At 43.6% G+C, this 22,061-nt stretch carries 14 protein-coding genes, 18 tRNA genes and 3 rRNA genes; all 35 read right to left on the bottom strand.

Features of this window, described 5'->3' with window-relative positions:
• Nucleotides 1-14: 14 nt before the first annotated feature.
• Nucleotides 15-1,454: an amidophosphoribosyltransferase gene (gene purF / locus GMC92_RS06640; RefSeq protein WP_003009289.1), complete on the bottom strand. Its 1,440-nt coding sequence runs from the start codon at nt 1,452-1,454 to the stop codon at nt 15-17.
• Between the two features lie 12 nt (nt 1,455-1,466).
• Complete coding sequence (locus GMC92_RS06645) at nt 1,467-5,192, bottom strand: phosphoribosylformylglycinamidine synthase (RefSeq protein ID WP_155200041.1); 3,726 nt, start codon at nt 5,190-5,192, stop codon at nt 1,467-1,469.
• A gap of 208 nt (nt 5,193-5,400) precedes the next feature.
• Nucleotides 5,401-6,108 carry a phosphoribosylaminoimidazolesuccinocarboxamide synthase gene (gene purC, locus GMC92_RS06650; protein ID WP_023920025.1) on the bottom strand — a complete coding sequence of 236 codons (708 nt, stop codon included), beginning with the start codon at nt 6,106-6,108 and terminating at the stop codon, nt 5,401-5,403.
• 150 nt (nt 6,109-6,258) lie between these two features.
• Nucleotides 6,259-6,507 carry an acyl carrier protein gene (locus GMC92_RS06655; RefSeq protein WP_021154192.1) on the bottom strand — a complete coding sequence of 83 codons (249 nt, stop codon included), beginning with the start codon at nt 6,505-6,507 and terminating at the stop codon, nt 6,259-6,261.
• A 3-nt stretch (nt 6,508-6,510) separates the two neighbouring features.
• Nucleotides 6,511-7,506, bottom strand: coding sequence for a phosphate acyltransferase PlsX (gene plsX, locus GMC92_RS06660; RefSeq protein WP_021154191.1), 996 nt, complete (start codon nt 7,504-7,506; stop codon nt 6,511-6,513).
• Nucleotides 7,503-8,282 (bottom strand): DNA repair protein RecO, encoded by a 780-nt coding sequence (gene recO, locus GMC92_RS06665; protein ID WP_049486261.1) that lies wholly within the window; start codon nt 8,280-8,282, stop codon nt 7,503-7,505. Before recO ends, plsX begins: the two co-directional genes overlap by 4 nt.
• Entirely contained in the window at nt 8,266-9,447 is a 1,182-nt protein-coding gene (locus tag GMC92_RS06670; RefSeq protein ID WP_155168304.1) for a pyridoxal phosphate-dependent aminotransferase, read from the bottom strand. Before GMC92_RS06670 ends, recO begins: the two co-directional genes overlap by 17 nt.
• A gap of 154 nt (nt 9,448-9,601) precedes the next feature.
• Nucleotides 9,602-10,450: a class B sortase, LPKTxAVK-specific gene (gene srtB / locus GMC92_RS06675; protein WP_155168302.1), complete on the bottom strand. Its 849-nt coding sequence runs from the start codon at nt 10,448-10,450 to the stop codon at nt 9,602-9,604.
• A gap of 88 nt (nt 10,451-10,538) precedes the next feature.
• Complete coding sequence (abpA, locus tag GMC92_RS06680; protein WP_070594694.1) at nt 10,539-11,159, bottom strand: amylase-binding adhesin AbpA; 621 nt, start codon at nt 11,157-11,159, stop codon at nt 10,539-10,541.
• Nucleotides 11,160-11,381: 222 nt separating this feature from the next.
• On the bottom strand, nt 11,382-11,522 hold the full coding sequence (locus tag GMC92_RS10750) for a hypothetical protein (protein WP_173018797.1): 141 nt from the start codon (nt 11,520-11,522) through the stop codon (nt 11,382-11,384).
• A gap of 49 nt (nt 11,523-11,571) precedes the next feature.
• Nucleotides 11,572-12,546, bottom strand: a complete 975-nt coding sequence (locus GMC92_RS06685) for a ribose-phosphate diphosphokinase (protein ID WP_021154183.1) — start codon at nt 12,544-12,546, stop codon at nt 11,572-11,574.
• Nucleotides 12,547-12,724: 178 nt separating this feature from the next.
• On the bottom strand, nt 12,725-13,975 hold the full coding sequence (gene pcsB / locus GMC92_RS06690; RefSeq protein WP_155200042.1) for a peptidoglycan hydrolase PcsB: 1,251 nt from the start codon (nt 13,973-13,975) through the stop codon (nt 12,725-12,727).
• Nucleotides 13,976-14,068: 93 nt separating this feature from the next.
• On the bottom strand, nt 14,069-14,569 hold the full coding sequence (gene mreD / locus GMC92_RS06695; protein WP_201037283.1) for a rod shape-determining protein MreD: 501 nt from the start codon (nt 14,567-14,569) through the stop codon (nt 14,069-14,071).
• 1 nt (nt 14,570) lies between these two features.
• Nucleotides 14,571-15,389, bottom strand: a complete 819-nt coding sequence (gene mreC / locus GMC92_RS06700; protein ID WP_031574139.1) for a rod shape-determining protein MreC — start codon at nt 15,387-15,389, stop codon at nt 14,571-14,573.
• Nucleotides 15,390-15,451: 62 nt separating this feature from the next.
• A tRNA-Ser gene (locus tag GMC92_RS06705) sits at nt 15,452-15,539 on the bottom strand.
• Nucleotides 15,540-15,543: 4 nt separating this feature from the next.
• Nucleotides 15,544-15,617 (bottom strand) — tRNA-Ile (locus GMC92_RS06710).
• 37 nt (nt 15,618-15,654) lie between these two features.
• A tRNA-Gly gene (locus GMC92_RS06715) sits at nt 15,655-15,725 on the bottom strand.
• A gap of 16 nt (nt 15,726-15,741) precedes the next feature.
• Nucleotides 15,742-15,814, bottom strand: a tRNA-Phe gene (locus tag GMC92_RS06720).
• Nucleotides 15,815-15,817: 3 nt separating this feature from the next.
• Nucleotides 15,818-15,891: transfer RNA gene (locus GMC92_RS06725), tRNA-Met, on the bottom strand.
• Between the two features lie 9 nt (nt 15,892-15,900).
• Nucleotides 15,901-15,990, bottom strand: a tRNA-Ser gene (locus GMC92_RS06730).
• Between the two features lie 10 nt (nt 15,991-16,000).
• Nucleotides 16,001-16,074, bottom strand: a tRNA-Ile gene (locus GMC92_RS06735).
• A 16-nt stretch (nt 16,075-16,090) separates the two neighbouring features.
• Nucleotides 16,091-16,164 (bottom strand) — tRNA-Met (locus tag GMC92_RS06740).
• A gap of 6 nt (nt 16,165-16,170) precedes the next feature.
• Nucleotides 16,171-16,244: transfer RNA gene (locus tag GMC92_RS06745), tRNA-Pro, on the bottom strand.
• Between the two features lie 19 nt (nt 16,245-16,263).
• Nucleotides 16,264-16,337 (bottom strand) — tRNA-Arg (locus tag GMC92_RS06750).
• A gap of 21 nt (nt 16,338-16,358) precedes the next feature.
• Nucleotides 16,359-16,444: transfer RNA gene (locus GMC92_RS06755), tRNA-Leu, on the bottom strand.
• Nucleotides 16,445-16,451: 7 nt separating this feature from the next.
• Nucleotides 16,452-16,523: transfer RNA gene (locus GMC92_RS06760), tRNA-Gly, on the bottom strand.
• Between the two features lie 23 nt (nt 16,524-16,546).
• Nucleotides 16,547-16,619 (bottom strand) — tRNA-Thr (locus GMC92_RS06765).
• Nucleotides 16,620-16,636: 17 nt separating this feature from the next.
• Nucleotides 16,637-16,718, bottom strand: a tRNA-Leu gene (locus GMC92_RS06770).
• Between the two features lie 6 nt (nt 16,719-16,724).
• Nucleotides 16,725-16,797 (bottom strand) — tRNA-Lys (locus GMC92_RS06775).
• A gap of 24 nt (nt 16,798-16,821) precedes the next feature.
• A tRNA-Asp gene (locus GMC92_RS06780) sits at nt 16,822-16,894 on the bottom strand.
• A 2-nt stretch (nt 16,895-16,896) separates the two neighbouring features.
• A tRNA-Val gene (locus tag GMC92_RS06785) sits at nt 16,897-16,969 on the bottom strand.
• 34 nt (nt 16,970-17,003) lie between these two features.
• Nucleotides 17,004-17,119, bottom strand: a 5S ribosomal RNA gene (gene rrf, locus GMC92_RS06790).
• 79 nt (nt 17,120-17,198) lie between these two features.
• A 23S ribosomal RNA gene (locus GMC92_RS06795) occupies nt 17,199-20,098 on the bottom strand.
• A gap of 123 nt (nt 20,099-20,221) precedes the next feature.
• Nucleotides 20,222-20,294: transfer RNA gene (locus GMC92_RS06800), tRNA-Ala, on the bottom strand.
• Nucleotides 20,295-20,347: 53 nt separating this feature from the next.
• A 16S ribosomal RNA gene (locus GMC92_RS06805) occupies nt 20,348-21,895 on the bottom strand.
• Together the 16S, 23S and 5S rRNA genes with 18 tRNA genes alongside form the textbook arrangement of a ribosomal RNA operon.
• Between the last annotated feature and the right edge of the window lie 166 nt (nt 21,896-22,061).

A 22,061-nucleotide genomic window follows, 5' to 3' on the forward strand; every position in this document is an offset into this window, starting at 1 on the left:
CTTTTGCACTGCTCTTAATAGAAAGAAGTATGTTCTTTCAAACTTTCCACATAGCGTTCTTCGTAGTCATACAAAGGCGTTGGATATTTTCCATCAAAGTAAGCCACACAAAGACCGCCATTTGGAGCATCTGTATCAATTCCAATAGAATCAATCAAGCCATCGATTGACAAATACGTCAAGCTATCTGCACCAATGATATCGCGTGTTTCCTCTACTGTGTGATTGGCAGCAATCAATTCCTTACGTGTTTGAATATCGATCCCGTAGAAACATGGATAAGCAAGGGCTGGGCTACCGATTGCTACGTGGACCTCTGTAGCTCCTGCTTCTTTCAATAACTTCACAATTCGACGTGATGTTGTCCCACGTACGATAGAATCATCGATCATGACAACCCGTTTGCCTTTCACGACACCGGATACGGCAGAGAGCTTCATCCGAACCCCTTGCTCACGTAATTCTTGTGTCGGTTGAATAAAGGTCCGTTGGGTGTATTGGTTTTTAATCAAGCCCATTTCATTTGGTAGGCCGGATTCTTCCGCAAATCCCATAGCTGCACTAAGTGAAGAGTTAGGTACACCGACCACAATATCTGCTTCATGTTTAAATTCACGTGCCAATTGAGCCCCCATACGTTTACGAGCTGTATGGACATTGACCCCTTGAATATTGGAGTCCGGGCGGGCAAAGTAGATATACTCCATCGAACAAACAGCCAATTGGGTGTCCGTTGTATAGTTATCGTAAGTGATGCCGTTATCATCGATGATCACGACTTCACCTGGATTCACATCGCGGATCCACTCAGCACCAACCACTTCAAAGGCACAGGTTTCAGAGGAAACTACGATAGCGCCATTGGCCATTTTCCCAATCGAAAGAGGACGGAAACCATTTGGATCCAAGGCCGCAATCAGCTTATCTTCCAGCATGAGAAGGTAAGCAAATCCACCTTTCACCGTATTCAAGGCTTCTTTCACCTTACCCATGAAAGAAGGGTTGTGGCTCCGACGAATCAAGTGGGCCAAGATTTCTGAATCAGAAGTTGAGCTAAAGATCGCTCCGTTATTTTCCAACTCCCGTTTAAGGGACTTGGCATTGGTCAAATTCCCGTTATGGGCCAGTCCAAACTGGGTATCATGAAAGCGAAAGAGGAAGGGTTGGATGTTATCCACCGAAGCTTCCCCAGCTGTCGCATAGCGAACATGGCCAATCGCTCCCGTTCCTGTTAACTTATCCAAGTTAGCAGGATTTCGAAATACTTCTGAGAGAAGCCCCGTGTCACGATACCGTTTTAATTGACCCGCATCATTCGAAAGGATCCCTGCCCCTTCTTGACCACGGTGTTGAAGACTGTGTAATCCGAAATAAGTCAGTTTTGCAGCATCTGGGTGTCCCCAGATCCCAAAAATACCACATTCTTCATTAAGAGATTTAACTTCGTATGTCATTTTGTATACCTTTTATTTTCCAGTAAAGTATTTAACCGCTGATGCAAAGAGATGTTGGTCTTTATTTCCTGGAATATTTTGGAAGAGACCATCTTCGAAACGTTCTGAGTGACCCATCTTCCCAATGATTTGACCGTTCTTACTTGTGATACCTTCGATAGCATTTACAGATCCGTTAGGATTATATTTAGAATCCATGCTTGGTTTCCCTTCGAAGTCAACATATTGGGTAAAGATTTGACCATTGTCACGAAGCTCTGCGAATTCCTCAGCTGTCACGACAAATTTCCCTTCACCGTGTGATACTGGAATGGCATGGATGTCACCAACTTCTACTCCGGCAAGCCATGGTGAGTTGGTGTTGGCAATCCGTGTTTCAACCATCTTAGCCACGTGTTGGTTGGCATCATTGTAGAAGAGGGTTGGACTGGTACTACTTGCATCTTCAAAGTTACCGTATGGAAGAAGACCTGATTTAACAAGGGCTTGGAATCCGTTACAGATACCAATGATCAAACCACCACGTTCAATGAAGTGATCAATGGCTGCACGCACTTTTTCATTGAGCAAGATGTTCACGATAAATTTAGCTGATCCATCTGGTTCATCCGCTGCTGAGAAGCCACCTGCAAAGAAGATAATATTAGCTTTTCCGATGTTGTCAACCATGGTGTCAACAGACTTGACAATCGCTTCTTCATTCAGTGTGACAAATGGTACCAAGTTGACTTTTGCACCTTCTTTTTCAAAGGCCTTAGCGGAGTCATATTCTGAGTTGGTACCTGGGAATACCGGGATGTAAACCACTGGCGTCTCAACTGTTTCTTTAGCTTTAATCACAGCATTTGTTGTTACAGCCGGTACTTCTTCCAACTCAGTTGCTTGTGCAAATTCCGTTGGGTAAACCTCTTCCAATTTACCTTGGAAAGCACTGTCAAGTTTGTGTCCATCAAGCGTTACACCATTGACAATAAGTGTAAAGTCAGCCACTGTTCGTCCGATCTTGACAATACCTGCAATCTCTTCAGGAGACGTGAAGACGAATCCGCCCAATTGGGCTGTCAAGCTGGTGTCAAGGTCAGCTAATTCGACGTTAGCACCGATATGGTTCCCAAATGTTGCAAGGGCAAGAGCTTCAACCACACCACCGTATTTGACAGCGGATGCAGATGTGACTTTGTGAGTTGCTTGGATAGCTTCAAATTGAGTAAAGTTAGACTTGATGAGATCGAAGTCGATTTCTTGTGCTAAAGCTTGACCTGGAATATAGTAAATATTTTCACCAGCAGTTTTAAATTCTGGAGAAAGAACTTTACGGCTATCTGCTGTTGTCACCCCAAAAGCAACCAAGGTTGGTGGTACTGTTAATTCTTCAAAGGTACCAGACATAGAGTCCTTCCCACCGATAGATGGCAAACCAAGTTGAATCTGAGCTTCGATAGATCCAAGAAGAGCTGCTACTGGTTGACCAAAACGCTCTGCTTGTTTATCCATCCGCTCGAAGTACTCTTGATAAGAGAAACGAGCCTTAGACCAGTTTGCACCAGCAGCAACCAAACGAGCGGTTGCTTCGATGACCGCATAAGCCGCACCATGATATGGAGACCATTCTGCTACATAAGGGTTGAAGCCTTGCGCCATGACAGAGGCAGTTGTTGTCACGCCATGTTGGACTGGCAATTTCTGTACAGAAGCTTCCGTTGGTGTGATTTGGTAGCGACCACCCAGTGGGTGATTGACTGTTGAACGACCAACTGAGCTATCAAAGATAGTTTGTAACCCTTTTTGACTGGCATGGTTCAGGTCAGCCAAGACTTCAAGCGTATCTGCTTCAAGGGTCTCAGCAGATGTTTGACGTTCTTCTGAAAGCTTGACATCCTTGTCAACGACCTTAGCATCCACAACTACACGTACACCGTTTGTATCAAGGAAACGACGTTCCAAATCAACGATTGTTTCACCATTCCAGTGCATGACAAGATTTGGTTTCTCCGTTACTGTTGCAACGACAACAGCATCAATATTTTCTTTGTTACATTCAGCAACGAAGGCGTCTACATCTTCTGGACGAACCACCACAGCCATCCGTTCTTGAGACTCAGAAATGGCAATTTCTGTACCGTTCAAACCTTGGTATTTCAATGGCACTTTGTCTAGATCAATTTCAAGACCATCTGCCAATTCACCGATAGCCACGCAGACACCACCAGCACCAAAGTCATTTGATTTCTTGATCAAACGGGTCACTTCCCCATTACGGAAAAGACGTTGAATCTTACGTTCTTCGATGGCATTCCCTTTTTGAACTTCAGCACCAGCTGTTTCAACAGATTCAACCGTTTGAACTTTAGATGAACCTGTCGCACCACCGACACCGTCACGTCCAGTCTTACCACCGAGCAAGATAATCACATCACCAGCTTCAGGTTTTTCACGGACAACATTTTCCTTAGGAGCCGCACCGACAACTGCACCTAGCTCCATACGCTTAGCAACGAAACCTGGGTGGAAGTATTCACGAACATAAGTTGTGGCAAGACCAATTTGGTTACCGTATGAAGAATAACCGTGAGCTGCTGTTTTAGAAATCACTTGTTGTGGCAATTTCCCAGCGCGAGTTTCTGAAATTGGAGCTGTAATATCGCCAGCACCTGAGATACGCATGGCTTGGTAAACATATGAACGCCCTGACAATGGGTCACGAATGGCACCACCGATACAAGTAGCCGCTCCACCAAATGGTTCGATTTCCGTTGGATGGTTGTGGGTTTCATTTTTGAACATGAGAAGCCATGGTTCTTTGACACCATTGACATCCACCTCAATTTCAACTGAGCAGGCATTGATTTCATCAGACACTTCCATGTCATCCAAACGACCATTGGCACGCTCGTAACGGCCAAAAATAGTCGCCATATCCATCAAGGTTTGAGGTTTTTCCGTACGTCCCAACTCATCACGCATGGCAATATACTTGTCATAAGTCGCTTGCAATTGTTTTTCAAATTTAGAAGCTGAGAAGTCGATGTTTTTCAACTCCGTCTCAAAAGTTGTGTGACGACAGTGGTCAGACCAGTAAGTATCCAACACCTTTAACTCAGTCTCAGTTGGCACACGACCAATAGACTTGAAGTAATCTTGAATGAAGAGAAGGTCATCCACTTCCATGGCCAATCCTTGCTCTGCTTTATACTTGGCAAAATCTTCTGCCGTATAAGTTTCAAAGAAATCCAAGCTTGGAATGGTCTTGTCAGACTCAGAGAAATCCTGTTTCGCAATACCAACAGTGATATCTTTGAAACGAGAATCCACTAGGTTCAAGAGGTAGTTTTTGACAGCTTCCAACTCATTCGCATCAATATCCTTGTTGACCAAGTAAAGTTGCGCTGTATTCACTGTTACATCATTTGAACTACCAAGCAAAAGCAAAGCTTCTTGTGAAGATGCCGCACGTTGGTCAAATTGACCAGGCAAACTTTCGATCGCAAAGAAAGCATGCTTTTCAAGATCAGCCTGAACCGCAGCTTCATCCAAAACAGTATCGGTCACTTGCTCAGAGAAGATATGTTTTTCCGCACGCGCAAACAAATCCTCTGCCAAATTAAAGACATCATAAACTTGAACAATCCGAAGATCCTTCAACGTTTTCAACTGAAGATTATGTTGCAATTCTTTTACTAAAGAGTCCGATTTCACACGAAAATCAGCTTTTTTCTCAACGAAAATACGTTTATCCATTTTATTTCCTTTATTTCTATTCAAACATGTTATCGAAGACGAAGGTTTTCTATTTCAAAAAGATCACTTCAAACCTTGCAATTTTTCCAATACAACTTCATAAACATCTGTCAAGCTACCAAGATCACGACGGAGTGAAAAGGTCTAGTAGTCCTTGTCAGCCTGAGTCCTTTTACTTGAAAGACGAAGGTTTTCCGTTTCAAAAAGATTACTTCAAGCCTTGTAATTTCTCCAACACAACCTGATATACATCCGTTAGACTGCCCAAATCTCTACGGAAAACATCCTTGTCCATGTGGTGCCCTTCCGCATCCCAAAGGCGGCAGTTATCTGGAGAGAATTCGTCTGCCAAGATAATCTTGCCATCCTTATCAAAACCAAATTCCAATTTGAAGTCAATCAAACGAAGACCAATTTGTGCAAACCAATCTTTCAGCAATTCATTGATACGACGCGTTTCTTCCTTAATATAAGCAATTTGTTCATCATTGGCAATATCCAAAAACTTCACATGCTCGTCATTGATGAATGGATCGTCCAACTCATCGTTTTTATAGTAAAATTCAACGATTGGAGTTTCCAAATCCAAACCTTCTTCAACGCCAAAACGTTTAGAAAAAGAACCCGCAGTAACATTACGAAGAACAACTTCCAAAGGAATGATTTTCACTTTCTTGTTGAGTTGTTCGGTATCAGAGATACGTTCGATAAAGTGCGTCGCTACTCCCGCAGCATTCAATTTTTCAAAAATAAGAGACGAAATCTGATTATTTAGCACACCTTTTCCCTTAATAGTCTCCTTACGAGCCCCATTAAGCATGGTTGCCTGGTCCTTATAGACCGACTTAATCACATTTTCGTCCTCAGTAGTATAGATATCCTTAGCTTTTCCAGTATAAATCAGTTGATTGGTCATGACTTTGTTCGCCTTTCGTATTTTATCACCTTCATTCTATCACATACAAAGTGTATTTTCAATAAAATTCCGTACAATATAAGCAGAATCCGAATAAAAAGGACAGAAAAAAAGATCATCCAGAATAATCTCTGAACGATCCCTTTTTCATTAGTGACCAGCAGTTCGTTTTTCGATATAGTCGACAACATCCCCTACTGTGTTAAATTCATCAATAGCCTTGTCCGGAATCTCAATTTGGTATTCATCCTCAAGATTGATAATAAATTCCATCAATTCAACAGAATCCGCCTGTAAATCCTTACGTAAGTCAGATTCCAAAGATACTTGAAAGTCTGGACCCTTGCGATCTTTGAGAAATTCCTCAATTGTAACTAAAATTTCGTTTTGTTTACTCATACATTACCCTTCCTTCGATAATTCCTTCACTGATTTTCCAACAACATCTGTCTCTAACATGGTCCGAATCTGACGAATCGTGCTATAGACAGCTTTGGCATCACTCGAACCATGCGTTTTAACAACAGGTGCTTGAAGACCAAACAAGACCGCTCCTCCAACATCTGAGAAATCCAAGGTTTGCTTCAATGATTTCAAACGGTCCTTGAGCAGAAAAGCTCCTAATTTCGCCTTCCAGTTTCCTGTGGCAATTGCTTGTTTCAATTGCTTCAAGATCCCAAAAGCCGTTCCTTCCATCGTTTTCAAGACAGCGTTTCCCGTGAAACCATCCGCCACAACGACATCAGCAACGCCATCCATCAAGTCACGCGCTTCCACGTTTCCAACAAAATGAATCGACTCATCCTCAGATAACAATTGGTAGGTTTCCTTGCGCAAAGGATCTCCCTTACTAGCTTCTGTCCCATTGTTCAATAGACCCACGCGCGGTTTTTGAATCCCACGAACATTTTCAGCATAATAGGACCCCATCACAGCATACTGATGCAAGTGCTCCGGTGTATTTTCCGCATTAGCACCCAAATCTAACATGTCATACCCACGACCATCAACCGTCGGAAGTGTCGACATCAAACCTGGACGTTCCACGCCCTTGATGCGGCCAACAATAAAGAAACCTGCTGCCAACAAGGCACCTGTATTCCCCGCAGATAGCATGGCATCGACCTCACCATCCTTCACATCCTTGGCAGCTAAGACCATCGAAGCCTGTTTCTTCCGACGAATGGCCCGCGTTGGCTCATCATCTGAATCGATTTTTTCTTCCGTATGCACAATCGATACACGTTCTGTTGCGGTTAAATAGTCTTTGATTTTTGCCTCATCGCCATACAAGACAATCTCAATATCATCAAAATCACGAATGGCTTGATTCACACCTTCTACCAAGGCTTGAGGTGCATTATCGCCCCCCATTGCATCTACTGCAATTTTTTTCATGTTTCACCTCCAGATGAATCTTTCATAATCGCTCCCCAATCACTCAAGGAATCGATAAACTTTTTAGCTTTTAAATGGATCCCTACATACTCCTCATACAACTGATCAATTGCCTGACGCAGAGCTGCTTTCATCTCTGCTTGTAGAGAAATCGTCTCTAACTCATTGAATCGTACTGCTTGAAACTGATCCAATAAATAGAGAACATTCGGATGCCAGTGAGCGCGTCTCTCATCCTGATCATAATGATCCGGACAAAGGACCCCACTATAGCGAAAAGAGTAATCAAAAGGAAGTCCAACCCGATGACAGAAACAGCATTCATGCAGATTCAAGATAACTCCAAATCGTGATAGAATCTGAATCTCAAAAATATTGGTCAAAACCTCATAATCCAGTCCCTCTTCCATCAAAGACAAGGTCTTTTCCAAAAAAGCAAACAGGGCTGGATCCACCTGATTATCCTGAATACTTGCATCTGCAAGCGCCAGAACATAGGTCGCATAAGAAAGGGCAAAAAGATCTGCATTGATTTTTTTATAAACCTGCACATCTTGAAAATCATCAATATAACTCAACCCATCATCATTGATTTTCAACAACATATCTGCCGTTACCAAAGGTTGCAACATGGGATTCAACCGTGATTTTCCCGCATGTTTCACAAAAAACATCCGCTTCCCTGACTTCTCCGTGAAAATTTTGACCAGCTTGTCATCTTCACGAAACTCCCGATTATACAGGACAATTCCCCGGGTCTCAATTGACTCCAGCATGTTCTTCCATATACTCCTTCAAGCGTTTCATTGCTTCCTTGATAACCTCCATGCTGGCTGCATACGACAAACGCACATAGCCTTCACCATATTGACCAAAAGCAGCACCAGGAATAAAAGCAACTGCTTTTTCACGCGCAAAATCCTGCAAGAAAGCAAAGGAGTCTTGATTATAACCAGCTGGGATTTTAGCAAAAATATAAAAGGCACCATCTGGCTTAATCATCTCAAACCCAAGCGCGGACATCTGTTCGATAATATAATCCCGACGCTTCACATATTCCTTCTTCATCGGTTCCGCATCATCTCGACCTTCCGTCAAAGCTTCGATCGCAGCATACTGGTTCATGGTTCCAGCAGCCGTTACCAAATACTGATGGCTCTTGATGAGTTGGGCCGTCAACGCAGCCGGGGCAAAGATAAAGCCAAGTCGCCAGCCTGTCATGGCATGAGATTTGGACAAGCCATTGATAACAATGGTCTGCTCAGGAATAAAGGAGGCCATAGAGACATGCGCTTCTCCAGTATAAGTCAACTCTGAATAGACTTCATCACAAATCACAAAGACTTCATATTTTTTTAAGACAGCAGCTAATTCTGCCATCTGTTCGCGCGAATAAGTGACACCCGTTGGGTTAGCTGGATAATTGAGAACAACAGCCTTCAATTTTTCACCCTGCTCTAAAATGGCCTTTTCCAACTTTCCAGGAGTCAAGACAAAACGATCTGCTGTCGTATCAATTTCGACAATCTCCGCCCCAACCAAATTCACAATGGGTTCATAACCAGGATAAGCTGGCGCCGGAAGAAGGACTACATCTCCAGGTTCCAAGATTGCTGTCAAGGTTGCAGATAGGGCTTCTGTTGCACCGATCGTCACCAATATCTCATCTTCAGGACGGTAGTGAATACCATATTTATCCGCCACAAACTGACTCGCAGCCTCACGCAAAGCCAACAAACCACTCATCCCAGTGTAATGGCTAAAGTTCGCATCAATGGCAGCCTTTCCTGCTTCTTTTACATGTTCAGGAGTTGTAAAATCTGGTTCCCCCAAAGTCAAACGCAAGACACCAGGAATGGAAGAAATTGATTGATCGAACTGACGAATCAAAGATACTTCAATCCGATTCAGATTTTTATTAAAACGTGTCGTTAAATCCATAGAACACCTCCAAAACACTTATATTCATTATACTATAAATAGGACCCCATCGCAAAAGAACAAGCCAGATCCCCACCTTTTGCTTACCACCAATGGACATTTCAACAATCCTTCCATGCAAAAAAGACTTAGCAATGCTAAGTCTTTCAAGTCATTATTGTTGACCACGTGTTGCCACGTATTTCAATTGATCTGCATGTTTTGCCACAAAATCCTTCATTTCTGAATCAGGAATTTGACGAAGGTAGAGGTTAGAACGAATGGTTTCATCCTCTTCACGACAAGTTGACAATACTAAGTATTTATCAGATGCTTTGATCTTGATATTAGGATTCTTCGTACGAGCTGACTCATAGATATTCTTCAATTGTGTCGTAAAATCATTGTCATCAGTAAAGCTTGTACGGTAGAAAGCGGTGTCCTCTGGGACAATGACCAATCCCATTACTTCATAATAATATTTCCGCTCTGGTGTCTCAATCACAACATACGGATGTTGGTCCAAATACTCTTGTTTGTCATAGTAGTTGACATCATTAAACATGCGATGATCGCCGACCTTACTACCACGAGCATGACCAAACAACCAAGTCAAACGATCACTGAAGTCTTTCTTGTTGTCCATATCCATGAAGACTGTCCCCATGTATGGTTCATTTCCACCATCAAACGTCTTATTCAAATAAGTTTCATTGTCAGTGGTTTGTACAACAGGTTCATCCAACTCAGTACCCGGTGCATAGACATAAGCAATTGCCTCAGGGTTAACAGCTGTTAACTGAGCAAAACGATTTTTCAAGTAATCTTTTTCTTCTTGGCTTGGTTCATATTTAGTTTCTTGCTTGGTTGAGCTTGTTCCAGTTGTTTTTTTAGCCGTGCCAGATGACTTAGTTCCTCCAAATGGATTAAAGAAAATAAATCCAGCAACAAGAACAACAACTGCAACAAGAGCAGCAATTACAAGACCCAATTTATTTGAACTTTTTTCCCCAGCTCTTTTCATTGATTGATCTCCTCTTGATGATTTTTTCTAAAAAATAACACTGAACCCGAAGGTCCAGTGATATTTTACGAGCTAATTAATAATCAAATTATTTAACTGCGCTTGTTTTTGGAAGAGCTTTACCAGCTTGTTTTGAACCAGCTTTACCAGCTTCTGCTTTTTTAGCTGCTTCTTCTGCTTTAGCTGCGTCAGCTTTAGCTGCGTCTGCTTTAGCTGCGTCTGCGTTAGCTTGTTCTGGATTAATTCCATGTTCTTTCAAGTAACGAGCGTTAGCTTGTTCTGGAGTTTCATTCAAGATATAGTAACGGCCTTCTTTTTTCTTAGCTGTGTTTTGAACAGTTTGGAATTGTTGTACATATTTGTTACGTACGTTCAAGAATGCAGTATTGAATGCTGCTTCATAAGCTGCTTTCTTTTCTCCGTAAAGGTGTGAACCACCTTCAACAGCATCAAATTCAGCTTTAGCTGCTACTACTGCTGGATCAGCCGCTGCTTCAGCTTTGATTTCGTCCATGTGACCGTTAAGGTATTCTTCAACTGTACGAGCACTTACAAATTCAGATTGATCATAGTATTTTGAAGCGACGTCAGTATCTTGAGGTCCTCTAGGATTGTTAGCTCCACCGTTGACTCCACCTTCGGCAAGAACTGGTGCTGCTGCAGCAAATACTGCAAGAGCTGCTACTGATGATAATAAAACTTTTTTCATTGTTTTATCTCCTTTTTTCTTTTCAAAAATTATTCGTTACTTCGTAACTATGACTAGTATACTAGGATATTCTGCCTATGTCAAGACTTTTTCCATTATTTTTTAAAAAAAGTTTAATCTTTTGATCCATTTGAGATATAGAACTACGAATTTAAAACCATCTTGGAAAAATACTCTATTCATATATAAAAATGTATTTAAAAAATAGAAATCTTTTCTATCCTATTTCACCACCCCATTTTTTGGCAATCGTTTCTTGGGCAAACTAGGATCAGCCTTTGCTTCTAGTTCTTTAGCTGCTTGAACCAGTTTTTTCCGTTTCTTTTCTTTTTTTAGATTTTCCAACCATTTTCTGATTTCCATTTGTATATCCTCCTAAATAAAAGAGGCCAGTTACCCAGCCTCCTTATTGTTAACATTTTTTGGCATTTCCGATTTCAAATAGAGGAGAAAGAGGGCGATTTTCGTGAATGCGAACAATGGCCTCTGCAAGGAGTTTCGCAATCGAAATTTGCTCAATCTTATCAATTAATCGATCTTCCGGTAGATAAATCGTATCCAACACCACCAACTTCTTAATGGCTGATTTTTGAATATTGTCCATCGCTGGTCCTGATAAAACAGGGTGAGTACAGCTCGCATAGACTTCAACAGCACCTGCTTCTGCAAGGGCGTCCGCGGCATGACAGATTGTACCAGCTGTATCAATCATATCATCAATCAAAATACAAGTCTTGCCTTCAACACTCCCAATGATATTCATCACTTCACTCGTATTCATCTTATCGACACTTCGACGTTTATCAATAATCGCAATCGGTGTCTTCAAAAATTCAGCTAATTTTCGAGCACGAGTCACACCACCATGGTCTGGACTGACAACAACATAGTCTTTCCCAATCATCCCACGACGTTCAAAATAGTCGGCGATCAAAGGCGCACCCATCAAGTGGTCAACAGGAATATCAAAGAAACCTTGAATCTGAGCGGCGTGCAAATCAATTGTCAAGAGGCGATCAACACCAGCAACCTCAAGCATATTGGCTACCAACTTAGAAGTGATTGGTTCACGAGCTCGAGCTTTCCGGTCTTGACGAGCATAGCCGTAATATGGCATCACCACATTAATGGATTGCGCACTAGCCCGTTTCAACGCATCTACCATAATCAAAATTTCCATTAGATTATCGTTAACCGGCGAGCTAGTGGATTGCAAAATATAAACATCTTTCCCACGGATTGATTCTTCAATATTAACCTGAATTTCTCCATCAGAAAATTGACGAACCGTTGACTTTCCAAGCGGTAGTCCCATTTCTCGAGACACACGTTGAGCCAATTCTTGATTTGACGACAAAGCAAAGAGCATTAAATCAGAAAATGACATGATTTCCTCCAGTAAAATCTAAAACCATATTGTACAGTCAGCACAAATTTCTCCTGTAACCATTTTATCGCTTTTTAAGCAAATATTCAAATATTAATTTATGGAAACTACAAAATCTATCACTACCTAAATTCTATCAAAAAAGAAGCAGAACAAATGTTCTGCTTCAGTGTAATTCTTAGTTTGGATAGATATAAGTAACAGTACCTTGTGCTGTTGTTGGGTTAAACCAACCACGGTAGTTCCCAATACTACGGATACCATTATAGTTAGACTCAGAGACTTGGATGCTCGTTGTAGATTGAACGGCTGTAACAACTGCTACGTGTCCATATCCACCATCATTCCAACATGCAATGGCACCAACTTGTGGTTGAGATCCTGTACGGAATCCTGCTGCCGCTGCACTTGCTGCCCATTGTCCACCATTACCCCAGTAATCACCAGCCCATGGAGCCAATGTCTTCGCACCCCATGTACATTCACCAACTGGATAAGATGATGCAGATGTACTATAAGTTGGACGAGAAACAGTTGCTGCTGGAGCTGCTGGAGCTGCTGCTGCTTGAGTTTGAACAGCAGGTTGAGCTGCTGCTTGAGTTTGTGCAGCCGCTGGTGTTGCAGCAGGTGTTTGTGCTGCTGCCTGAACTTGTGCTTGAAGAGTTGTATTAGCAGAAGCTTTTACAGCTGCTTGTTGTTCTTTTTGTTTTGCACGGTAAGCTGCCTCAGCTGCTGCCGCTGCTGCCGCTGCTTTTTCAGCTTCAGCTTTTTGTTGCAACAAAGCGTTCTTTTCGTTTTCAGCAGATGATTTTTCAGCTGCCAAATTCAATTGTGCCACTTTCAACTCAGCTTCTTTAGTTGACAAAGCTTGCGCATCATCTTCTAATTGCTGTTTATTTGCAATAACAGTATTGATAGCGTCGTTGTTTTCTTTTTGTTTTTGTGCAATATCTTCTTTATCACGTTTTTGCTCTTGCAACATTTTGTTGTTAGCATCTGCAATTTCATTCATAGCAGAAATACGTGAGATAGCTTCTGTCAAAGATCCAGAGCTAACAATCGCATTAATATAGCTTGTTGCAGTTCCAGTTGTTTGAGCACTACGTGCTTGATTTGCAAGTGATTCTTGACGAGCAACAATATTTTTTGACAACTCATCGATCTCAGCTGACAATCGTTCAGATTCTTCATTCAAACGGTCATTTTCAGCTTGAAGATTTTCTTGTTGTTGTTTAATTTCAGATACTTGACCTTGGATTTGATCTACCTGAGCTTGTGCACTTTGTTGTTGTTGATTAATACTATTGATTTTGTTATCTTGAGCAGCAATCTTATCATCTGTTGAGTCAGCTGATACACCTGCTACAACAGCACCTTGTGATAAAGCAACTGTACTCAATAAGATTGTGGCAAATAATTTTTTCTTCATTAGATAAATTTTCCCTTTCTAATAAGACACTAACTAGTATAACAAATTTTTTGAAAATTTATATTACGCTATTGTTACATTTTTATTTCGAGTTTATAAATAAATCTTTTCAAGTAAAGGCTGTAATACGATCATTAGAACCACATTCAAAATTAAACTAGGCGCAATTTGATGGATAATGAGAGTAATCCAGTTGAATTTTATACCAATAAAAATAATCAGAAGAAGATTGGTTGAAATCTGAAATATTAGAATCATTAATAAAAATGTAAAAAAACGAGTCAATCGATTGACCAAAATAATCTGATTACACCGATAAAAAATCACCTGTAACAAAGGGAAGACTAGAAAGGCAATTCCTATAGTGCGTAAAAAATACACATCAAAACAAAAACCAAAGAAGACTCCCCACCAAATACTAGCTATCTCAGAGAAATAGAGACTCAATAACATAAAACCATATAGAAATAAAAATGAAGTAGGTTCAAAAGAGTTTGGACAGAAACGAGAAATAAGAAAAGAGATCTGTCCGTCAACAAATAAAGATAAGAATAAGATTAAAGGGAAAAAATGGTACTTACGTATGACTTTCACACTACTCTCCAATCAATAGTACATAACGATTGACATCTAAATTAGCCTTTGGTTTCACACGAATTTCTTGCCCTAACTGATCAGATGCCTTTTGAGTAGAAGTCACTGTACCAAGAGGTAAGTCACTACTCTTATATTTTCCTAAACCACTTGTTGAAACCAGAGATCCTTTTTTAATTTCAACTGGATCTCCAATTTGCAACAACCGAAACTCACCTGTCTTCTCGTCATAACCATTTAATAAAGCAAAAATAGATTGACCTTGACTCTCAATTTTAAACGTCAGGTGTTGTGAAGAAATAGTATCTTCAACTAATAATTTCACTTTGCTAGAATTTTTCTCTATACTTTCTACCACACCAATGACGCCACCAGACGAAAGAACAAACATAGAATCAGAAATTCCATCTGAACTACCTTTATCAATAACAAATTCCTGATCCCACGAACCATAATTACGGTCAATAATCTCACTAACGACTTGTTTAGAACCCGATACAGAATTCTTGATTGACATCAAATCCTTTAATTCTCTATTTTCTGATTCCAAACGGTTAAGTTTTGACTGATCAATATCCTTTTGATAAAGACGTGATTTTAACGAACGGTTTTCATCATTTAATTCAGATAAATTCTTTAAATCCTTTGCCTTAGATTCCACAACAACAAATGGTACCGATACTGCCTTATCAACAATAGCTAATAGATCAGAAGATTTTAAAACAATCGAAGTTCTAACAGATGGAAAAAGAAATAAAATTCCTGAAACAGTTAAAACAAACACAAAACTAAAAATTTTAAAGAATCGATTCAAGAACATAGACAAAACCTTCAAAAATATAAAAAATAGTTTGAGATGACATCTCAAACTTGGAAATTATACGGAGAATGGGGGATTCGAACCCCCGCGCCGGTTACCCGACCTAACGATTTAGCAAACCGTCCTCTTCAGCCTCTTGAGTAATTCTCCAAAATGGGCACGAGTGGACTCGAACCACCGACCTCACGCTTATCAGGCGTGCGCTCTAACCACCTGAGCTACGCGCCCAAGTTAAAAAACTTGGTAAAAATGAACCTATGTTCAAAGCGGGTGACGAGAATCGAACTCGCGACAACAGCTTGGAAGGCTGTAGTTTTACCACTAAACTACACCCGCTTATTATTAAAAGAAATGGCGCGAGACGGAATCGAACCGCCGACACATGGAGCTTCAATCCATTGCTCTACCAACTGAGCTACCGAGCCAAATTGCGGGAGCAGGATTTGAACCTACGACCTTCGGGTTATGAGCCCGACGAGCTACCGAGCTGCTCCATCCCGCGTTAATATTAAGGAGGATGTGGGATTCGAACCCACGCACGCTTTTACACGCCTGACGGTTTTCAAGACCGTTCCCTTCAGCCGGACTTGGGTAATCCTCCAAGATAACAATGGACCTTGTAGGACTTGAACCTACGACCACTCGGTTATGAGCCGAGAGCTCTAACCAGCTGAGCTAAAGGTCCAACAAGATCAACAATATAGCGGCGAAGGGGATCGAACCCCCGACCTCCCGGGTATGAACCGGACGCTCTAGCCAGCTGAGCTACACCGCCATAATATCGGGAAGACAGGATTCGAACCTGCGACACCTTGGTCCCAAACCAAGTACTCTACCAAGCTGAGCTACTTCCCGATCTAAAGCTACCGCTTTATGCACCCTAGAGGAGTCGAACCTCTAACCGCCTGATTCGTAGTCAGGTACTCTATCCAGTTGAGCTAAGGGTGCTTCTTCTCCAACCTAAATCTATGCCGAGGACCGGAATCGAACCGGTACGATCGTTACCAATCGCAGGATTTTAAGTCCTGTGCGTCTGCCAGTTCCGCCACCCCGGCCTCCTCAAGCGAACGACGGGATTCGAACCCGCGACCCCCACCTTGGCAAGGTGGTGTTCTACCACTGAACTACGTTCGCATTGCTTTCTTTATATAAAAAAATGCCGGCTACATGACTTGAACACGCGACCCTCTGATTACAAATCAGATGCTCTACCAACTGAGCTAAGCCGGCTCATTATTATTCTCTTATGCGGGTTAAGGGACTTGAACCCCCACGCCGTAAAGCGCCAGATCCTAAATCTGGTGCGTCTGCCAATTCCGCCAAACCCGCAAAATATGACCCGTACTGGGCTCGAACCAGTGACCCATTGATTAAAAGTCAATTGCTCTACCAACTGAGCTAACGAGTCTTAAAATAATTTTCATTATCTTAACGGTCCCGACGGGAATCGAACCCGCGATCTTCGCCGTGACAGGGCGACGTGATAACCGCTACACTACGGGACCTATGGGAGTTAACGGGATCGAACCGCTGACCCTCTGCTTGTAAGGCAGATGCTCTCCCAGCTGAGCTAAACTCCCAAATGAGCCTAGTATCTACTAGGCTCAATCTCTTGCTAAGCGACTACCTTATCTCACAGGGGGCAACCCCCAACTACTTCCGGCGTTCTAGGGCTTAACTGCTGTGTTCGGCATGGGTACAGGTGTATCTCCTAGGCTATCGTCACTTAACTCTGAATGATTAAACATTCAAAATTGAACATCTATATTCTAACAAGTTAACCTTACGTTGTCAATATCTTCTGACTCTTTGGATAAGTCCTCGAGCTATTAGTATTAGTCCGCTCCATTGCTCACACAACTTCCACTCCTAACCTATCTACCTGATCTTCTCTCAGGGCTCTTACTGATATAAAATCATGGGAAATCTCATCTTGAGGTGGGTTTCACACTTAGATGCTTTCAGCGTTTATCCCTTCCCTACATAGCTACCCAGCGATGCCTCTGGCGAGACAACTGGTACACCAGCGGTAAGTCCACTCTGGTCCTCTCGTACTAGGAGCAGATCCTCTCAAATTTCCTACGCCCGCGACGGATAGGGACCGAACTGTCTCACGACGTTCTGAACCCAGCTCGCGTGCCGCTTTAATGGGCGAACAGCCCAACCCTTGGGACCGACTACAGCCCCAGGATGCGACGAGCCGACATCGAGGTGCCAAACCTCCCCGTCGATGTGAACTCTTGGGGGAGATAAGCCTGTTATCCCCAGGGTAGCTTTTATCCGTTGAGCGATGGCCCTTCCATACGGAACCACCGGATCACTAAGCCCGACTTTCGTCCCTGCTCGAGTTGTAGCTCTCGCAGTCAAGCTCCCTTATACCTTTACACTCTGCGAATGATTTCCAACCATTCTGAGGGAACCTTTGGGCGCCTCCGTTACCTTTTAGGAGGCGACCGCCCCAGTCAAACTGCCCGTCAGACACTGTCTCCGTAGATGATTAACCTACCGGGTTAGAGTGGCCATAACACAAGGGTAGTATCCCAACAACGCCTCCATCGAAACTGGCGTCCCGATCTCAATGGCTCCTACCTATCCTGTACATGTGGCACAGACACTCAATATCAAACTGCAGTAAAGCTCCATGGGGTCTTTCCGTCCTGTCGCGGGTAACCTGCATCTTCACAGGTACTAAAATTTCACCGAGTCTCTCGTTGAGACAGTGCCCAAATCATTACGCCTTTCGTGCGGGTCGGAACTTACCCGACAAGGAATTTCGCTACCTTAGGACCGTTATAGTTACGGCCGCCGTTTACTGGGGCTTCAATTCATACCTTCGCTTACGCTAAGCACTCCTCTTAACCTTCCAGCACCGGGCAGGCGTCACCCCCTATACATCATCTTACGATTTAGCAGAGAGCTGTGTTTTTGATAAACAGTTGCTTGGGCCTATTCACTGCGGCTGACTGAAAGCCAGCACCCCTTCTCCCGAAGTTACGGGGTCATTTTGCCGAGTTCCTTAACGAGAGTTCTCTCGCTCACCTGAGGCTACTCGCCTCGACTACCTGTGTCGGTTTGCGGTACGGGTAGAGTATGATTAACGCTAGAAGCTTTTCTTGGCAGTGTGACGTCACTAACTTCGCTACTAAACTTCGCTCCCCATCACAGCTCAATGTTATAGAATTAAGCATTTAACTCAATTCACACCTCACTGCTTAGACGTGCACTTCCAGTCGCACGCTTTAGTTAGCCTACTGCGTCCCTCCTTCACTACATACTCTAGTACAGGAATATCAACCTGTTGTCCATCGGATACACCTTTCGGTCTCTCCTTAGGTCCCGACTAACCCAGGGCGGACGAGCCTTCCCCTGGAAACCTTAGTCTTACGGTGGACAGGATTCTCACCTGTCTTTCGCTACTCATACCGGCATTCTCACTTCTATGCGTTCCAGCGCTCCTCACGGTACACCTTCTCCACACATAGAACGCTCTCCTACCATACCTATAAAGGTATCCACAGCTTCGGTAAATTGTTTTAGCCCCGGTACATTTTCGGCGCAGGGTCACTCGACTAGTGAGCTATTACGCACTCTTTGAATGAATAGCTGCTTCTAAGCTAACATCCTAGTTGTCTGTGCAACCCCACATCCTTTTCCACTTAACAATTATTTTGGGACCTTAGCTGGTGGTCTGGGCTGTTTCCCTTTCGACTACGGATCTTAGCACTCGCAGTCTGACTGCCGACCATAATTCATTGGCATTCGGAGTTTATCTGAGATTGGTAATCCGGGATGGACCCCTCACCCAAACAGTGCTCTACCTCCAAGAATCTTAATGTCGACGCTAGCCCTAAAGCTATTTCGGAGAGAACCAGCTATCTCCAAGTTCGTTTGGAATTTCTCCGCTACCCACAAGTCATCCAAGCACTTTTCAACGTGCCCTGGTTCGGTCCTCCAGTGAGTTTTACCTCACCTTCAACCTGCTCATGGGTAGGTCACATGGTTTCGGGTCTACGACATAATACTAATGCGCCCTATTCAGACTCGGTTTCCCTACGGCTCCGTCTCTTCAACTTAACCTCGCATCATATCGTAACTCGCCGGTTCATTCTACAAAAGGCACGCTCTCACCCATTAACGGGCTCGAACTTGTTGTAGGCACACGGTTTCAGGTTCTATTTCACTCCCCTCCCGGGGTGCTTTTCACCTTTCCCTCACGGTACTGGTTCACTATCGGTCACTAGAGAGTATTTAGGGTTGGGAGATGGTCCTCCCAGATTCCGACGGGATTTCTCGTGTCCCGCCGTACTCAGGATACTGCTAGGTATAAAGACTATTTCGAATACGAGGCTCTTACTCTCTTTGGCTGACCTTCCCATGTCATTCTTCTATAATCTTTAAGTCCACATTGCAGTCCTACAACCCCGAAGAGTAAACTCTTCGGTTTGCCCTCCTGCCGTTTCGCTCGCCGCTACTCAGGCAATCGCTTTTGCTTTCTCTTCCTGCAGCTACTTAGATGTTTCAGTTCACTGCGTCTTCCTCTACCTATCCTTAACAGATAGGAGTACTAGCCATTAGCTAGTGGGTTCCCCCATTCGGACATCTCTGGATCGTCGCTTACTTACAGCTCCCCAAAGCATTTCGTCGTTTGTCACGTCCTTCTTCGGCTTCTAGTGCCAAGGCATCCACCGTGCGCCCTTATTAACTTAACCTTATTTTTGGTCTTGCGACCTAAACTCTTTAAATATTTACAGCGTTTCGGTTTATTTTCTTGTTACTATTTGATATAGATATTCAATTTTCAATGTTCAATCTTAACACCCTTACAGTGTTAATGGAGCCTAGCGGGATCGAACCGCTGACCTCCTGCGTGCAAAGCAGGCGCTCTCCCAGCTGAGCTAAGGCCCCACAAGACCTCTCAAAACTAAACAAGACCAACGTACAGGTTTCCATTTCCTTAGAAAGGAGGTGATCCAGCCGCACCTTCCGATACGGCTACCTTGTTACGACTTCACCCCAATCATCTATCCCACCTTAGGCGGCTGGCTCCAAATGGTTACCTCACCGACTTCGGGTGTTACAAACTCTCGTGGTGTGACGGGCGGTGTGTACAAGGCCCGGGAACGTATTCACCGCGGCGTGCTGATCCGCGATTACTAGCGATTCCGACTTCATGTAGGCGAGTTGCAGCCTACAATCCGAACTGAGACTGGCTTTAAGAGATTAGCTTGCCGTCACCGACTCGCGACTCGTTGTACCAGCCATTGTAGCACGTGTGTAGCCCAGGTCATAAGGGGCATGATGATTTGACGTCATCCCCACCTTCCTCCGGTTTATTACCGGCAGTCTCGCTAGAGTGCCCAACTCAATGATGGCAACTAACAATAGGGGTTGCGCTCGTTGCGGGACTTAACCCAACATCTCACGACACGAGCTGACGACAACCATGCACCACCTGTCACCTCTGTCCCGAAGGAAAACTCTATCTCTAGAGCGGTCAGAGGGATGTCAAGACCTGGTAAGGTTCTTCGCGTTGCTTCGAATTAAACCACATGCTCCACCGCTTGTGCGGGCCCCCGTCAATTCCTTTGAGTTTCAACCTTGCGGTCGTACTCCCCAGGCGGAGTGCTTAATGCGTTAGCTGCGGCACTGAGTCCCGGAAAGGACCCAACACCTAGCACTCATCGTTTACGGCGTGGACTACCAGGGTATCTAATCCTGTTTGCTCCCCACGCTTTCGAGCCTCAGCGTCAGTTACAGACCAGAGAGCCGCTTTCGCCACCGGTGTTCCTCCATATATCTACGCATTTCACCGCTACACATGGAATTCCACTCTCCCCTTCTGCACTCAAGTTAAACAGTTTCCAAAGCGTACTATGGTTAAGCCACAGCCTTTAACTTCAGACTTATCTAACCGCCTGCGCTCGCTTTACGCCCAATAAATCCGGATAACGCTCGGGACCTACGTATTACCGCGGCTGCTGGCACGTAGTTAGCCGTCCCTTTCTGGTAAGTTACCGTCACAGTGTGAACTTTCCACTCTCACACTCGTTCTTCTCTTACAACAGAGCTTTACGATCCGAAAACCTTCTTCACTCACGCGGCGTTGCTCGGTCAGGGTTGCCCCCATTGCCGAAGATTCCCTACTGCTGCCTCCCGTAGGAGTCTGGGCCGTGTCTCAGTCCCAGTGTGGCCGATCACCCTCTCAGGTCGGCTATGTATCGTCGCCTTGGTGAGCCGTTACCTCACCAACTAGCTAATACAACGCAGGTCCATCTCTTAGTGATGCAATTGCACCTTTCAAATCAACATCATGCGATGTCGACTTTTATGCGGTATTAGCTATCGTTTCCAATAGTTATCCCCCGCTAAGAGGCAGGTTACCTACGCGTTACTCACCCGTTCGCAACTCATCCGCTCGGTGCAAGCACCAAGCTTCAGCGTTCTACTTGCATGTATTAGGCACGCCGCCAGCGTTCATCCTGAGCCAGGATCAAACTCTCATTAAAATAATTGTTTGTCTTAAACTCATTCTGTCACTGACAGATTTATTGTTTTTTTATTGTTCAGTTACTATAACTTTCGTCATAGCGCCCTGCACATTGGTTCGTCTTGTTCAGTTTTCAAAGGTCTTTGTCGCTCTCGCGCGACAACTATATTAGTATATCATGACCT

This window comes from Streptococcus parasanguinis, from assembly GCF_009717775.1.
Lineage (GTDB): Bacteria > Bacillota > Bacilli > Lactobacillales > Streptococcaceae > Streptococcus > Streptococcus parasanguinis_AG.